The sequence below is a fragment of the Amycolatopsis mediterranei genome, from assembly GCF_026017845.1.
Lineage (GTDB): Bacteria > Actinomycetota > Actinomycetes > Mycobacteriales > Pseudonocardiaceae > Amycolatopsis > Amycolatopsis mediterranei.
In genome coordinates this window covers 10300273-10315603 of sequence record NZ_CP100416.1, presented here as the reverse complement: position 1 = coordinate 10315603, position 15331 = coordinate 10300273, and the positions used below count along the sequence as shown (strand labels likewise).

At 70.3% G+C, this 15331-nt stretch carries 16 protein-coding genes; 5 read left to right on the top strand and 11 right to left on the bottom strand.

What is annotated here, in order from left to right:
• Window positions 1-142 precede the first annotated feature (142 nt).
• Entirely contained in the window at window positions 143-421 is a 279-nt protein-coding gene (locus tag ISP_RS46700; protein WP_013230826.1) for a YciI family protein, read from the top strand.
• Here ISP_RS46700 and ISP_RS46695 read toward each other — a convergent pair.
• The 6 genes from ISP_RS46695 to ISP_RS46670 all read right to left on the bottom strand — a co-directional run bounded on the left by ISP_RS46695 (window position 416) and on the right by ISP_RS46670 (window position 5743).
• On the bottom strand, window positions 416-712 hold the full coding sequence (locus tag ISP_RS46695; protein ID WP_013230825.1) for a 2Fe-2S iron-sulfur cluster-binding protein: 297 nt from the start codon (window positions 710-712) through the stop codon (window positions 416-418). The two genes, ISP_RS46700 and ISP_RS46695, sit on opposite strands and share 6 nt — an antisense overlap.
• Entirely contained in the window at window positions 709-1407 is a 699-nt protein-coding gene (locus tag ISP_RS46690) for a ferredoxin reductase (RefSeq protein WP_013230824.1), read from the bottom strand. The genes ISP_RS46695 and ISP_RS46690 overlap by 4 nt, the downstream gene beginning before the upstream one ends.
• Window positions 1404-1925, bottom strand: coding sequence for a metal-dependent hydrolase (locus ISP_RS46685; RefSeq protein ID WP_013230823.1), 522 nt, complete (start codon window positions 1923-1925; stop codon window positions 1404-1406). Before ISP_RS46685 ends, ISP_RS46690 begins: the two co-directional genes overlap by 4 nt.
• Window positions 1922-3394 carry a flavin-containing monooxygenase gene (locus ISP_RS46680; protein ID WP_013230822.1) on the bottom strand — a complete coding sequence of 491 codons (1473 nt, stop codon included), beginning with the start codon at window positions 3392-3394 and terminating at the stop codon, window positions 1922-1924. Before ISP_RS46680 ends, ISP_RS46685 begins: the two co-directional genes overlap by 4 nt.
• Before the next feature lie 446 nt (window positions 3395-3840).
• Window positions 3841-4752 carry an SDR family oxidoreductase gene (locus tag ISP_RS46675; RefSeq protein ID WP_013230821.1) on the bottom strand — a complete coding sequence of 304 codons (912 nt, stop codon included), beginning with the start codon at window positions 4750-4752 and terminating at the stop codon, window positions 3841-3843.
• 82 nt (window positions 4753-4834) lie between these two features.
• Window positions 4835-5743, bottom strand: a complete 909-nt coding sequence (locus tag ISP_RS46670; RefSeq protein ID WP_013230820.1) for an aldo/keto reductase — start codon at window positions 5741-5743, stop codon at window positions 4835-4837.
• Between the two features lie 75 nt (window positions 5744-5818).
• On the opposite strand from ISP_RS46670, the gene ISP_RS46665 reads away from it, so the two are divergent.
• On the top strand, window positions 5819-6640 hold the full coding sequence (locus tag ISP_RS46665; RefSeq protein ID WP_013230819.1) for an LLM class F420-dependent oxidoreductase: 822 nt from the start codon (window positions 5819-5821) through the stop codon (window positions 6638-6640).
• A 160-nt stretch (window positions 6641-6800) separates the two neighbouring features.
• The gene (fbaA, locus tag ISP_RS46660; protein WP_013230818.1) at window positions 6801-7832 is read left to right on the top strand and encodes a class II fructose-bisphosphate aldolase; all 1032 of its coding nucleotides are present in this window, start codon (window positions 6801-6803) and stop codon (window positions 7830-7832) included.
• A 49-nt stretch (window positions 7833-7881) separates the two neighbouring features.
• On the opposite strand, the gene ISP_RS46655 is transcribed toward fbaA, so the two are convergent.
• A complete protein-coding gene (locus ISP_RS46655) occupies window positions 7882-9063 on the bottom strand; it encodes a hypothetical protein (protein ID WP_014467860.1) in 1182 nt (393 codons plus the stop codon).
• Between the two features lie 286 nt (window positions 9064-9349).
• On the opposite strand from ISP_RS46655, the gene ISP_RS46650 reads away from it, so the two are divergent.
• On the top strand, window positions 9350-9760 hold the full coding sequence (locus tag ISP_RS46650) for a DUF3151 domain-containing protein (RefSeq protein WP_013230816.1): 411 nt from the start codon (window positions 9350-9352) through the stop codon (window positions 9758-9760).
• 42 nt (window positions 9761-9802) lie between these two features.
• On the opposite strand, the gene ISP_RS46645 is transcribed toward ISP_RS46650, so the two are convergent.
• Window positions 9803-11026, bottom strand: coding sequence for a lipase family protein (locus ISP_RS46645; protein WP_013230815.1), 1224 nt, complete (start codon window positions 11024-11026; stop codon window positions 9803-9805).
• Between the two features lie 88 nt (window positions 11027-11114).
• On the opposite strand from ISP_RS46645, the gene ISP_RS46640 reads away from it, so the two are divergent.
• Window positions 11115-11759, top strand: coding sequence for a TetR/AcrR family transcriptional regulator (locus tag ISP_RS46640; protein WP_013230814.1), 645 nt, complete (start codon window positions 11115-11117; stop codon window positions 11757-11759).
• A 6-nt stretch (window positions 11760-11765) separates the two neighbouring features.
• Here ISP_RS46640 and ISP_RS46635 read toward each other — a convergent pair whose 3' ends face one another.
• The 3 genes from ISP_RS46635 to ISP_RS46625 all read right to left on the bottom strand — a co-directional run bounded on the left by ISP_RS46635 (window position 11766) and on the right by ISP_RS46625 (window position 15125).
• Window positions 11766-12929: a GGDEF domain-containing protein gene (locus ISP_RS46635; RefSeq protein ID WP_013230813.1), complete on the bottom strand. Its 1164-nt coding sequence runs from the start codon at window positions 12927-12929 to the stop codon at window positions 11766-11768.
• 322 nt (window positions 12930-13251) lie between these two features.
• A complete protein-coding gene (locus ISP_RS46630) occupies window positions 13252-14514 on the bottom strand; it encodes an MFS transporter (protein WP_013230812.1) in 1263 nt (420 codons plus the stop codon).
• Window positions 14515-14828: 314 nt separating this feature from the next.
• Window positions 14829-15125, bottom strand: a complete 297-nt coding sequence (locus tag ISP_RS46625; protein ID WP_013230811.1) for a hypothetical protein — start codon at window positions 15123-15125, stop codon at window positions 14829-14831.
• Window positions 15126-15331 lie beyond the last annotated feature (206 nt).

Genomic DNA, 15331 nt, shown 5'->3' with positions numbered 1-15331 from the left:
GTATTCACAGCGCTCACACAGGTACTGACGCACGCCCAGCCTATCGGGTTCAGATGCCGGTGCCACAGATCGGATGCTGGTACAGAACCGTGACACGGGTAGCGTCGGCAGGGTCCCGCCCGCGCCGACCCCGGAGATCCACATGGCCTGGTTCCTCGTCGAAATCACCTACGTCCAGGAGAAGCTGCAGGACGTCCGGCCGCGCCACCGCGAGTTCCTGGCCAAGCTGGCCGGAGAGGGCCGCGTCGCGGTCGCCGGGCCGCTCGCCGACGGCACCGCCGGCATCACGCTGTACCAGGCCGACGACGAGGCGCACCTGAAGGAGACGCTCGATCAGGACCCGTACTTCCTGGAGGGGGTCATCGCGCAGCGGTCGGTCCGCGAGTTCAAGCCGGTGATCGGCGCCTGGCTGCCGTCATAGGTCGAGCACGGTGGTGCCGCGGTCGACGCAGAGCCGCATGGCTCCGCCACCGGCCGTCGGCACCGCGCAGGTCCCGCAGAAACCCTGGCGGCACGAGTACGGCGTGCCGGGCCGGGCCGCCAGGAGGACGTCGAGCGCCGTCCGGTCGCCCGGCACCTTGAGGACCCGGCCTGACCTGCGCAAAGTCAGCTGGAACGGCGCTCCGGCGACCATCGGCGGCGGCGCGAACCGTTCGAAGTGGACGGCCTTGGCCGTGGTCAGCGCCAGGTCGGCGCGGACACCGGTGATCATCGCCACCGGGCCGCAGCAGTAGACCGACGCGCCGTCCGGGAGACCGTCGAGGAGCTCGGCGCCCGACGCCGGGATGCCGTACTCGGTGTCGGGCGGATCCACACGCGCTCGTCGTCGGGCAGCTCGCCGAGGAACGGCATCGACGCGCGGCTGCGGCCGGTGTAGACCAGCCGCCAGTCCGCGCCCGTGGCCACGCAGTGGCGGACCATCGGCAGGATCGGGGTGATCCCGATGCCGCCGGCGACGAAGAGGAACGGCCCGGCGCCGACGAGCGGGAACGCGGTCCGCGGGCCCCGGGCGGTGACGCGGGTGCCGGCGGCGAGCGCGTGGATTTCGCCCGACGCGGCGCCGATCCGCCGGACGGCGATCCGGTAGCACGCGCGGTCGGCGGGGTCGCCGCAAAGCGAGTACTGCCTGGTCAGGCCGGACGACAGCACCAGGTCGAGGTGCGCACCCGGTCGCCAGGCCGGCAGCGGGGTGCCGTTGGCGAGCCGCAGGCTCACGACGCCGTCGGCCTCGGGCCGGATTGTTTCGACGACCAGCGAAAGGTTCCGGTCCACTGTGCGCACGGGCGGCCGCCGCTTCCCGCTGAATTGCGACAAACGCCGGTAAACAGCCACCACGCCGACCAAAGTGGACATCAGGTGGTCGGTGCGCGCGCTGCCGTCGAGCCGGGTGGGCCGGCCGAGGGTCACCCCGCCGCCCGGGCCGCGGGCGAACTCGCCAGATAGGCCACCGCCTGCTCGGTGTCCCCGGTCTCGGACGGGTGGTAGCCGCGGCGGAAGTACGGCCGGATCTCGCGCAGCAGTTGACGCCCGGTCGGCAGCAGCCCCCGCTTCGCCGCCCGGCGGTATCCGCGCAGCGACGCCCGGCCGGGCGCGGTCGGGTCGGTGCGCATCAGGTATCGCGTACCGCGGGCGAAGACCCAGGCCAGCACCGGTATCACCGCCGCCATGCTGCGGACCCGCCGCCCGTACCGCCCGTCGAGGTGGGCGAACAGGTCGAACGCCACCGACCGGTGCTCGACCTCTTCGGCGCCGTGCCAGCGCAGCAGGTCCAGCATCACCGGATCGGCGCCCGCGTGCTCCAGGGGCGCGTCGAGCACCCACTGGCCGAGGAACGCGGTGTAGTGCTCGATCGCGGCGATGATCCCCAGCCACCCGAACTTCACGTTCCGGGCGCGCAGGACGAGCTGCTCGTCCCCGGACGTCACGACGCCCGGCCGGACAGTTCGTAGTCGGCCGGGTCGACCTTGCGCGTCTCCAGCCAGTAGCGCCAGGTGAAGCCCGGCCAGATCGTCCGGTTCACGCCCTGGGCGTCGAGGTACCAGCTCTTGCAGCCGCCCTGCGTCCAGACGCCCTTGACCAGCTTGTCCTGGATCTCCCGCTGGAACTCGTCCTGCACGCCCGGCCGGACGTCGAGCGCGGCGGCCCCGCGCGAATCGGCGAGCTTGATGGCGTCGACGACGTACCGCGCCTGCGACTCGATCATGAACACCACGGAGCTGTGGCCCAGCGCGGTGTTCGGGCCGAGCAGGAAGAACAGGTTCGGGTAGCCGGACACGGTGATGCCCTTGTGCGTGCGCATGCCCTCGCTCGCCCACTCCTTGGCGAGGTTGCGGCCGTCGACGCCGGTGATGTCGAGGTACTCCAGCGCGTCGGTCACCTTGAAGCCGGTGCCGTAGATGATCGCGTCGACCTCGTGCTCGACGCCGGCGGAGTCGACGATCGAGTGCGCCTTGACCTCCTTGATCCCGGACGTGTTCACCTCGACGTTCGGCCGGGCCAGCGCCGGGTAGTAGTCGTTGGAGATCAGGACGCGCTTGCAGCCCATCGTGTAGTCCGGCGTGACCTTCTTGCGCAGCGCGCGGTCCTTGATGCCCTTCGCGATGTTCCGCTTCGCGATCAGCTCGCCGGCCTTCATGATCGCCGGGTGGCCGTTGAAGCCGATCGCCCGCGCTTCGAGCAGCCAGTACAGCGCGTTGCGGTAGGCCCGCTGGGTGCCCGGGACGCGCTTGAACAGCGTCTGCGCCCACGACGGCATGGCGTGGTCGGGCTTGGGCATGATCCACGGCGGCGTCCGCTGGAACAGCGTCAGCTCGGCGACGTCGGGTGCGATCTTCGGGACGAACTGGACGGCGCTGGCGCCGGTGCCCACGACAGCAACATTCTTGCCGCGCAGGTCGTACTCGTGGTTCCAGCGCGCGGAGTGCCAGGTCTGCCCCTTGAAGCCGGCGATCCCGGGCAGCTCCGGGATCTGCGGGATGTGCAGGCCGCCGACGCCGGAGACGAGGAACTGCGCGACGAACTCGCGGCCGTCCCTGGTGGTCGCCGTCCAGCGGCGCTCGCGCTCGTCCCAGTGGGCGCCGGTCAGCTCCACGCCGAAGCGGATCTTCTCGCGCAGCCGGTACTTGTCCGCGACACGCTTGAGGTAGCCGAAGATCTCCGGCTGCGGCGAGAACGACCGTGACCAGCCCGGGTTCTGCTCGTACGAGAACGAGTACATGTGCGACTGCACGTCACACGCGCACCCGGGGTAGGAGTTGTCGCGCCAGGTACCGCCCACCTCGGTGGCCTTCTCCAGGATCACGTAGTCCCGGATGCCGGCCTTCTCGAGCTGGATCGCCTGGCCGAGCCCGGAAAACCCGGTGCCGACGATCACGACCTTGAACCGCTCGACCATCTGTGGGCCTCCGCTGCGTCGGGGATCCTGCGCAGATGACGTTACCTCAAGTAACAGTTACTTGGAAGTACCGGCTACTGATCAGTACGTCCCGCCGAGCTTGCCGTGGTTCCAGCTGACGACCTTGGTCGGCCGGAAGACCAGCCCGACGCGTTTGGCGGCCTGACCTGTGATGAAGGCGTTCATTTCGGTCGACGCGGGGTCCTCGGGCTTGGCCCCCGAGTACCGCGGTCGCGACGCCGTCTTCGTGCGGGAAGTACCAGAGCGGCGCGAGGTGCGGGCGGCCGTTCGGGCCGATGCCGGCGACGTTGATGACCTTCTGCCCGGCGAGGTACTCGCTGTGACAACCGGGGCTTCGCCCCGGGCCGGGGGCTTCGCCACCCCGGCCCCCGAAAAGCACGGGGTCCCGTCCTCGGTCATCCTGATCTGGTCGCGACGGGACATCTTCACCCCTTGGTGGCGGCCCGCCCGCCGTGGCCGGTGACCGCCGACTCGAACGCGCCGCGGGCCTCGATGTCGGCCAGCGCGGCTTTGTCCGCCGAAGGTACCCGGCTGCGGGAGCCGATTTCGATGATCGGCGGCAGGAACGCGCGCAGCAGCTTGAGCCCGCCGACCCAGCGCGGCACGTGGATGGTCCGGGCGCGCTTGAGGATGCCGGCTTCGAGGTCGTCCAAGGCGACGTCCAGCGGGTAGGTCTTGCCGATCAGGCCGGGCATCGACGCGCGGAGCTTGCCGAACACCGGGTGCGCGTCGGCGCTCTCGACGAGGTCGGTGCGGATCCACGTCGGGTGCGCGACGCCGACCTTGACGCCCAGGTGGGCGACCTCGGCGCGCAGGCTGTTCGAGAAGGCTTCGACGCCGGCCTTGGCGGCGGCGTAGTTCGCCATGCCCGGCGCGTGCGTGATCGCGGCGAGCGACGAAATCGCCAGCAGGTAGCCCTTGCGCTCGATGACGTGCGGGAGCGTGACGCGGAACGTCCGCCAGACGCCGAGCAGGTCGACCTCGATGACCTTCTCGAACGCGGCCCGGTCGACCGAGCGGACGAAGCCCGCGGTCGCGATGCCGGCGTTCGCGATGACGACGTCGATCCCGCCGAAGTGCGCCACGACGCCGGCCGTCGCGCGCTCGAGCGCGGCCCAGCTGGTGACGTCGGCTTCCCAGGATTTCGCATTTGGGCCGATCCGGTCGGCGACCTTCCGCTGCTCCTCGGCTTCGAGGCCGACGAGGGCGACCTTGGCGCCGCGGGCGGCCAGCCGTTCGGCGAGGCCGGCGCCGATGCCGCGGGCCGCGCCGGTGATCAGCACGACCTTGCCGTCGACCTTCTTGGTGCCGCTCAGCAGCGAAAACGGGTTGGCCACGGTGCCCTCCTGGACGTCGAACGTCGCTCTCGGAGGGCACCGTACCTCACCTTACTGGCGGTAAGCTACCCGAAAGTAGGTTCTAGGCCTCGTTCAAGGCGGTGACTTCGGCGTCGGTCAGCTCCAGCGAGACCGACGCGATCAGGTCGGTGAGCTGCTCGGGTGTCCGCGCGCTCGCGATGGGGGCGGCGACCGTCGGCTGCTGCCGCAGCCACGCGAGCGACACCGTGGCCACCGAAACGCCGTGCGCCTGGGCGACTTCGTCCAGTGCGGCGAGGACGCGGTCGCCGCCCTTGTCCAAATAGGACAAAGCGCGCGCGGCGCGCGGGCTGTCGCCGGTCTCGTCCTTCGTGCGGTACTTGCCGGTGAGGAAGCCCATGGCGAGGGCGAAGTACGGCAGGGTCGCGAGGCCTTCGCGCTCGACGAGCGGTGCGAGGTCGCGTTCGTAGTCCCGCTCGACGAGGTTGTAGTGCGGCTGCAGCACGGCGAACCGCGCGAAGCCGTTCTTGTCCGAAATGGACAGTGCATCGGCGAGCCGTCCGGCGGTGTAGTTCGACGCGCCGACGTACCGGACCTTGCCCGCGCGGACCAGCGCGTCGAACGCCTCCAGGGTTTCTTCGAGCGGGGTGTCCGGGTCGTCGCGGTGGGCGTAGTAGAGGTCGATGTGGTCGGTCTGCAGGCGCCGCAGCGAGTCCTCGGCCGCGGCCTGGATGTTCTTCGCCGACAGGCCCGGCCGGCCGTCCCACATCCCGACCTTGGTCGCCACGACGACGTCGTCACGCCGGCCGCGGGCGGCCAGCCAGTTGCCGATGATCGTCTCGGAGCCCCCACCGCCGCCGTAGAGGTCCGCGCTGTCCAGGAAGTTGCCGCCCGCCGCGGTGTAGGCGTCCAGCACGGCGAAGGACTGCGGCTCGTCGGCCGTCCAGCCGAAGACGTTGCACCCGAGGTTGAGCCCGTACACGTCGAGGTCGGTGTTACCCAGCTTGGTCATGCCCCCGACGTTAATACTTCCCGCGATCCGGGAAACCCGGGAGGAAAATCGCCGTCTCGTGCGTTGAGGTGTTCCATGGCAATCGAACTCGGCAAGCTCGGTATCTGGCGGCACTACTCGGGCGTCGACGCGCAGTTCGCGGCGGAGGCGGAGAAGCTCGGCTACGGCACGATCTGGCTGGGGGCGTCCCCGGGTGGGGACCTCGCCTACGTGGACGATCTCCTCGCGGCGACGGACCACCTGGTCATCGCGACCGGCATCGTGAACATCTGGCAGGACGAGCCCGCGGACATCGCCCGCGCGTACGAACGGATTGTCGCCAAGTACCCGGACCGCTTCCTGCTCGGCGTCGGCGCGGGCCACCCCGAGGCGTCCAAGGAGTACAAGAAGCCGTACACGGCCCTGGTCGACTACCTCGACGGCCTGGACGCGGCGGGGGTCCCGGTGGCCGGCCGCGCCTTGGCGGCGCTCGGCCCGAAGGTCATCGAGCTGGCCCGCGACCGGACGGCGGGGGCGCACCCGTACCTGACGACGCCGGAGCACACGCGGGGAGCTCGCGAGATCCTGGGCGCGGGCAAGCTGCTGGCCCCGGAGCAGAAGGTGGTCCTCGGCACCGACGCCGCCGAGGCCCGCGCGATCGGCCGCAACACCGTGAAGTTCTACCTCGGGCTGTCGAACTACGTCGCCAACCTGCGCAAACTCGGCTTCACGGACGAGGACGTCGAAGGCGAGGGCAGCGACCGCCTGGTCGACGCACTGGCCCTGCACGGCGACGCGGACACGATCGCGACGGGCCTCCGCGCCCACCTCGAAGCGGGTGCCGACCACGTGAACATCCAGGTGCTCAACGAGGATCCCTGGCCGGCTTACAGCGAGGTGGCGGCCGCGCTGCGCTGAGTGTGATCTCCGTCCGGTCGCCGCTCACCGCGGTGACCGGACGGACCGCTTTCTGAACCGATCCGACGTGCGGGAAAGTTTCTGCACGGTGACCGGTGTGCGTCGGCGGTACACCTCGTACGATGCGGTCGGGACCACCCTGTGCCAAGGAGGAGTAACGATGCCCATCGCCACCCCCGAGGTCTACGCGGAGATGCTCGACCGGGCCAAGGCGAACGAGTTCGCCTACCCGGCCATCAACGTGACCTCGTCCGAAACCGTGAACGCCGCCATCCGCGGCTTCGCCGAGGCGGAGAGCGACGGCATCATCCAGTTCTCCACGGGCGGTGCGGAGTTCGCGTCGGGCCAGAAGGTCAAGGACATGGTGACCGGCGCGACCGCGCTCGCGGAGTTCGCCCAGGTCGTCGCGGCGAAGTACGACGTGAACGTGGCGCTGCACACCGACCACTGCCCGAAGGACAAGCTGGACGGCTTCGTCCGTCCGCTGATCGAGATCTCGGCCGAGCGCGTCAAGAACGGCCAGAACCCGCTGTTCCAGTCCCACATGTGGGACGGCTCGGCGATCGACCTCGACGAGAACCTCGAGATCGCCGCGGAGCTGCTGGCCAAGACGGCGGCCGCGCACATCATCCTCGAGGTCGAGATCGGCGTCGTCGGCGGCGAGGAGGACGGCGTCGAGGCGGAGATCAACGAGAAGCTGTACACCGCCGAAGGCGACTTCCTGAAGACGATCGACGCGCTCGGCGCCGGCGAGAAGGGCCGCTACCTGCTGGCGGCCACGTTCGGCAACGTCCACGGCGTGTACAAGCCGGGCAACGTGAAGCTGCGCCCGGACGTGCTGAAGGGCGGCCAGGAGGCGGCGTCGAAGAAGCTCGGCCTGGACGCGGGTTCGAAGCCGTTCGAGCTGGTCTTCCACGGCGGCTCGGGCTCGCTCCCGGAGGAGATCCGCGAGGCGGTGTCCTACGGCGTGGTGAAGATGAACGTCGACACGGACACGCAGTACGCGTTCACCCGCCCGATCGTCGACCACTTCTTCAAGAACTACGACGGCGTCCTGAAGATCGACGGCGAGGTCGGCAACAAGAAGGTCTACGACCCGCGGTCGTACCTGAAGGCCGCGGAGGCCGGCATGGCCCAGCGCGTCGTCGAGGCCTGCCAGGCCCTCGGCTCGGCGGGCACGAAGCTCAAGTAAGTCTTTTCGCGCGAAGGGCCGCCACGGTCGTGGCGGCCCTTCGCCGTGTTCAGACCGTTTCGGCGACCGAACGCCGAGCCGTCCAGCGGCGGCTCACCGGGCCCGCTGCCGCCCAGAGGGCGAACACCCCGCCCAGCACCACCAGGGCCGTCCAGTAGGCCGCCGGTGGGGCCGACTCCGTGTGCGCGTCACCGAGCACCCAGGGCCGGAACTGCGACTGCAGCCAGAACGCGCCGTACCCGAACGCCGTCACCAGCAGCGCCCCCGCGGCCGCGCGGACGACGCCGTGGCTCATCGCGAACGCCAGGTCCACCGCAAGCCCCACCGCCAGCAGGTAGAACGGCACCGTCGACACCGGGAAGCCCAGCCCGAGCAGCAGCGGCCACATCACCGAGCGATAAGCGACGTACGCCAGCGCCACCAGCGAAGCCGACCAGCGGAAACCCAAAGTCTTCCTGGCCAGAGCCAGTATCAGCGCCATCACGCCGATGCCCCACAGCGGGTACACCCACTCCGGGATCGGCATCGTGAAGTGCAGCACCGCCGTCCGGTCGACCGGGTGCCCGATCTGGTTGGCCGCGAAGTCCAGCAGGGACTTCTCCGCCTCCGGCTCCCCGCGCTCCCAGGCGCGCAGGCCGAGGATGCCGTACTCCTGCTGGCCGTTCGGGAAGAACGTGTTCTCCAGGAGGAACGCCCACAGCGCGAGCAGCACGCCCGTCCGGAACCGCCCGGGCGGGGACAGCCGGAGCCAGCCGAGCAGGACACCGGCCTGCATGATGCCCGTGCCGAGGTAGAGCATCATGTGCGACGGGCTCCACGCGGTCAGGTCGAGGCCGTTGACGCGGTGGTTGATGACGTCCAGCGGGGCCGCGACCAGGAACGTCAGCAGGCCGATCTGCATCAGCCGCAGCGACGTCTTGTCGGCGCCGAGACCCGTGTAGCTGTGGATCGCCACCAGCACCACGATGATCACCGTGCCGACGGTGTTGATCAGGTGCGGGGGCGCCAGGTCGTCGCGCAGCCACCTGAAGTGCCACGACATGTCCCACGACGAGCCGAGCAGCTTGAACGCGAACGCCGCCAGCCACATCCCGTAGCAGAACCGGAGCACCCAGTCCGGGGTCGGCTGCCCGGGGGCGCCGCGGTGCCAGTGCCGCGTGAAGAACAGCCGCGTCTTGCCGACGGGACTGCGCGGGATCACGTCCACCGGGACGTCGACTGCCTTGGCCATGCCGGACATCATGGCCGGTCATGGTCACGAGTGGGTCAGGACAGTGGCAAAGGACGCCAAAATCGGGGTTCCCCCGACCTTCTTCCCCGCCGCCACCCGCAACGGAGGCGCTTCGCGCCCGGGTTCACCCCTACGGGTGGATCACTTGCTCCCGGCCGCCTCGGCTTGGCATGGTGTCGCGCCATGATGCCGAAACGAGTTGTCGCGGCGGTGCTGGTCGCCGCCCTGGTGCTGGCCGGAGCCGGGGTGCTGGGGAGCCTGTTCCTCTAGAGGCAGAATGGGTGGCATGACGCACAACCTGCTCGGCCCCGAGCCGACGCTGCTGCCCGAGCACACCGCCGCCCAGGCCGCGCTCGACGCCGGGACCGACCCGGCCACCGTCGCCGCCGAACACCCCGACTACAGCGAGGCCTGGGCTTCGCTGGCCGAGAAGGCCTTCGACGCGGGCGAGACCGTCGCCGCCTACGCGTACGCCCGCACCGGCTACCACCGGGGTCTCGACCAGCTGCGCCGCGCGGGCTGGAAGGGCTTCGGCCCGGTGCCCTGGGCGCACCGCCCCAACCAGGGGTTCCTCCGCGCCCTCGCCGTCCTGGGCAAGGCCGCCGGGAAGATCGGCGAGACCGAGGAGTTCGAGCGCTGCCGGACGTTCCTCGCCGACTCCGACCCCGCGGCCGCGGAAGCCACCGGCCTGAAGTGACGCCGCGGGCCCGGGACCGCGCGGTCCCGGGCCCGCCGCCGGTCAGAACCAGCCGCAGTTCACCGGCGCCGGGAGGCCGGCGAAGCGGCCCTCGAGCCAGGCGAACGCCTCCGGGTAGGCGCGCACCGCGCCGAGCACGTGCGTCGGCACCAGTGACGTGCTGAACTGCACCTGCACGCCCTTGCCGCACCACGTCCGGCCCAGGTCGCGGTCCTGCGCGTAGGGCACGATGTCGTCGAGCGCGCTGTGGACGATCAACACCGGCGCCGACGGCGTCAGCGCCCCGATCTTCTGCTCGGCCACCCGCGACCGGTACGGCTCCTCGCCGAGGTACGCGACGAGCGACCGGCCGTCGGTGGTCAGCGTCGAGGACTGCGTGAACGCGTGCGCGGCGATCGCTTCCACCGTGCACTCGGTGCGGACCTGCTCGAACAGCTGCTTCCCGCGCGCGTTGAGCAGCGCCGGGATGTTCAGCTCGGGGTAGGCGTAGTTCATGCTCACCAGCGCGAAGCCGAGGAAGCCGACCGCGTAGTGGCCGTCGAGGTTCTTGGCCACCTCGGCCAGGTCCGCCGGCACCGCCCCCGCGTATGCGCCCTTCAGCTTCAGCTCGGGGGCGTAGCTCGGCTGCAGCTCCGCCGCCGCGGCCGACGCGCCGCCGCCTTGGGAATAGCCCGCGATCGCCACCGGGCCGTCGTCCGGGAGCCCCGCCTCCGGCAGCCGCTGGGCCGCGCGGATCGCGTCGAGCACGGCGTGGCCCTCCGACGCGCGGTTGACGTACGTGTGGTCTCCGGGCGTGCCGAGCCCTTCGTAGTCGGTGACGACGACGCCGTACCCCCGCGTCAGCAGCCCCGCGATGAACGGCCCTTCGTACTCGAAGCCCGCGGCAAGCGCTTTCGACGGCGCGCAGTCGTCGCCCTCGCCCTGGGTGCCGACGGCGTAGGAAACGAGCGGGCGCACCCCGGCGCCGTGCCACGCCGACCGCGGGGTCAGCACCGTGCCGGTGACGGCGATCGGCGAGCCGTGCGTGTCGGTGCTGCGGTACATGATCCGCTGCACGCTCGCGTCGGCCTTGATCAGCTGGATCGGATCGATGTAGAACGTCGACGCCTCGTGCCGGATGACGTCGCCGTTGCGGCCGGCGGGCAGGGGGGACGGCGGATCGTAGAAGGACGCGGCGGAGGCCTGCGGCGGGCCAAGCGTCGCCAAGGCCAGAACGGAAACGGTGGCGACGGCCGCGGAGAGGGCGCGACGGAGGAAGATACGCATGCTTGCTCCTCGTTGAGCAGGTCGAGTGCGCGGGGGACACCTTTTTAGACAGAGGTGTCGGAAAAAGAATCACGTGAGGTGGACCACCATGTCAAGCCCGGCGCCGCGCGGGCGGCCGCGCAAGCTCCCGGTTTCGGAGCAGCGCGCCCGCGTGCTGCGGGCGACCGCCCGGGTCGTCGCGCAGCACGGGATGCAAGGCGCGACGATCGAGCAGATCGCGCGTGAGGCCGGCGTCTCGCGCCAAGCCGTCTACGAGCAGTTCGGCGACCGGGCGACGCTGTTCGCCGAGGTCGTGGCGGACACCGAAGAGAGGGCTTTCACCGCCATCGCGGGGCCGTCGGTGGCCGACGAGCAGCCCGGCCTGCGGGCTTGGGCGCGGGCCAACTACGCCAACATGGTCACCTTCGTCGCCGACCACCCCGAGGGCTACGGCGTGCTCCGCGCGGCCGAGCGGGCGGGCGACCCCGCTCTCACCCGGTTGAGGGAGCGGCTGGCCGTCGTCTACGCCGAAGCCAGCCGCAAGCGGTGGGCCGCGCACGGCATCGACTCGGGCCGCGCGGACCGCGCGCTCGTCACGCTCTTCTTCGCGATGACCGAGTCACTGGTCCAGGCCACCTGGGACGGCGAGCCGCCGGACCAGGACGCGCTGATCGACCTGCTCACCGAATTCACCGTCGGCGGCGTCGCCCGCCTGCAGACCAAGGCGAGCGACGTCATCGACCGGTTGCGGTAGGGCGCGCTAAGCCGCGGCCAAGGCCGCCGCGGCCGACCCCACCACCCGGTTTCGCCCGCCGTGTTTGGCCGCGTACACGGCCGCGTCGGCGGACGCCATCACCTCCTCGATGGACGAACCGTCCAGCGGGTAGGCGGCGACGCCGATCGACGCCGTCTGCCGTTCGATGTCGACGGCGGCGCCGGCGTTGGTCGTGGTGCTGATGATCAGCTCGCTGACCCGTTGCCGGATCCGTTCCGCGGTGACGATCGCGTCCTCTTTGGACGTCGAAGGCAGCAGCGCGACGAACTCTTCGCCGCCGAACCGGCCGACCAGGTCGTGCGCCCTGGTCTCCTGCCTGACCACGGCGGCGACCGCCTTGAGCACGTCGTCCCCCGCGAGGTGCCCGTAGGTGTCGTTGATCCGCTTGAAGTGGTCGAGGTCGATCATCATGGCGCCGAAGCTGCCGTTCTCCCGCTGCGCCCGCGAGATCTCGCGCTGCGCGCCGTCCTGCCAGGTGGTGGCGTTGAGCAGCTGCGTCTTCTGGTCGGTCGTGGCCAGCTCTTCCAGCCGCTTGATCAGCACGGACCGCTGCAGCACGTAGAGCGGCAGGATGACCAGCACCGACAGCAGCGGCTCGTGGCCGAGCACCATCACCAGCAGGCCGCCGACGCACAGCGTGGACAGCTCGAGGAGGTTGTCGTCCATGCCGCCCAGGCAGCTCTCGACCGTCGCCTCGGCCGGGTTGGCGAGGTAGAGGCCGAGTCCGGTGAGGGCGGCGTTGACCACGAAGTACACCAGCACCGCGATCGAGACGGTGACGACGCTGAGTGCCGGTGAGTACAGCGTGACCAGCCCGGCCGAGCACGCCGACAGCGTCGCGCTGGTGGCGTTCGCGGCGACGCGGTGCGGCTGGCCCGGACGGGTGCCCGACCAGCTGCGCAGCGCCAGACCGACGTAGAGGGTCACCCCGAGCAAGGTGACCAGCTGCGTCGGCAGCAGCAGGGCGGCGGGCAGGAGCCACACCGACGTCATGTTCATGTGCGGGCCGTCGCTCAGGATGCGGCGCTGGCGCTCGATCCGGCGGCTGACCTCGGTTTGGGCCAGTGCGAGGGCCCCCAGCAGGCCCAGGATGCCCAGGTGCTTCAACGTGACCGGGGTGGTGACCGTGGCGACGGTCGTCCAGCCCACCAGTACTGCGATCGCCGCGAGCGTGACAGCGATCCAGCGGGGCGGCCGCCGCCACAGTGCCCAGCCCGCAACACCAGAAATCACGCCTTGTCCAGACCGTTCCCCCAATGTGACCATTTTTCCCCCAAACCCTTGCGCTCGGTGGTGGTGATGAACCACTCACGGACAGTTTCAGCCCGTTTGCCGTCTGTCCACAAGGGCCTTAGGTGTGTACATTTTCCGGGACGCCGGATCGAAGGGTGGCCAGCGATGCGTTCCAGAGATCAGTGAGCCGGAGCCGCGCCGCAAGGTCGCGATGACGAAGCCAGCGTGTCGAGCGTGTTCAGGCGTGTTCGGCGCGCTGGGTTTCGAAGTCATGCCCGTCTTCGCCGGCCCTTGAAGTCCGCGCGCGCCGCCACGCCAGCGCGAGCGGCGCCGTAAGTATCAATCCGGCAACGCCGAAGATTCCGACGGTCGTCTGCGCCCCGAAGTAGTCGGTCAGCACGCCGCCGATGAGCGGGCTCACGCCGAGCATCGTCGTCAGCCCGGTGTTGGACAGCCCCATCGTCTGCGCGCGGTTCTCGTCCGGGACCGCCAGCGTGAGCGACGCCGTCGCCTGCAGCAGCGCGACCGCGCCGAACGCCCCGGACAGGACGAACAGGACGATCGACACCCACGGGCCGGGCTGCGCGAAGCCCACCAGCATGGGCACCCCGCACAGCGCCGACAGCGGCGCGATCAGCTTCGGCCGCGTGTCGGCCGGCACCCACCGCGTGAAGACGAACGTGCCGATCACGCTGCCCACCGGGTCGGCCGCGAGCAGCAGCCCGACCAGTTCGGGGCCGCCACCCGCCGACGCCACGTACGGCGCGGCGATCCCCTCGTAGACCGGCAGCAGGCCCATCAGCCAGGTGAACAGCACCAGCGTTCGCAGCGCCGGGTTGGCGAACGCCACCCGGCCCCCCGCGCTGATCGTGGCGAAGAACGACTTCCGCGTCTCCGCCTTCGCGGCGGCCGGCCGGGGACGCACACCGAACCGGACGAAGGCCGCGGACAGCAGGAAAGTGACCGCGTCGAGCACCAGGGCCACGTGCGGGTCGAGCGCCAGCAGCAGCGCGCCGCCACCGGCGAACCCGAGCAGCTGCGCGGACTGGACGGTCATGGTCCGCACGCCCATGCCGACGACGAACCGGTCGCCCTCCAGGACCTGCGGCAACAGCGCGAGCTGGGCGGCCTTGAACGGCGGGTTCAGCAGCGAGACGCCGCCGACGAGCACGCAGACCACCCAGAACGGCAGCTGGGGCACTGCGACGAGCAGGATCAGCCCGGCCCGGACCAGGTCGACGGCGACCATCACGGTGCGCCGGGAGAACCGGTCGGCGAGACCGGTCAGGAAGATGCCGCCGATCAGCGACGGGGCGAAGGTCAGCGCGTAGGTGAGACCGGTCAGCGCGGCGGAGCCGGTGGTGGTGAACACGAGGATCGAGAGCGCGACTCTCGCCAGCTGGTCACCGGCGATCGACAACAGTTCCGCGAACCAGAGCGCCCGGAACTCGGCGATCCCGAACACCTCGCGGAACGTGACCCGGTCCGGCGGTGCTGCCATGCGTTTCTCCGACTCCGTGTGCAGACCGTGCCCTGCTTCGGACCAGTCGTCGATTTGACCGGCTGGTCACCAGGACGTCACGGTAAGTGAGTTCCCCCAGCCAGTGTCCCGTGACGGTGGGTAAATCTCTAGGTTCTTTCGCTGGTATCCAAGGTGTCACGGAGCTTTCCCGAACGGGTCAGACGATAGCCCGCAGTGTCTGACCGGTCGCCCAGGAGTCACCGGAGGATCATTCCGTACCCCTTGGTCGGTCGCCAGGGGCAAAAGTAGCCACCTCGCGTTCACGAGGTGGCCACGGGGAAGAACCCGAGCGCTCAGCCGGTCCGGCGTGCGCGTTCGATCACTTCGATCGACGTGCGGACCTGCTCGAAGCTGGGCGGCGCTGCCCGGTTGAACACGACGGTCAGGGACCGACGCGGGATGATCACGAACTCGACGTCCACCCCGGCCGCCTCCGCGGCGGCCTCGACGACGTCCCGCCAGTGCTCGGGGTCGATCCCGTCCGGATCGGCCCATTCGTGGGCGAAGATCGCCCAGTTCCCCCGGAGGAGGGTGCCGACCACGTCCTGCGCGGTGTGGACGCGGTGCGGCGAACCGATCTCATCGGTCAAGTATCCGCAGGTGGGGGTGCTGTGACAGCCGCGGCTTCGCCGCGGGCCGGGGGCTTCGCCACCCGGACCCCCGAAGGGAAGCTGTGACAGCCGCGGCTTCGCCGCGGGCCGGGGGCTTCGCCACCCGGACCCCCGAAGGGAAGCTGTCGAGGCCCGGGCGCCTGAGGTGGACGAAGGACAAGTTCGCTCCTTTCACCGGTGTGCCC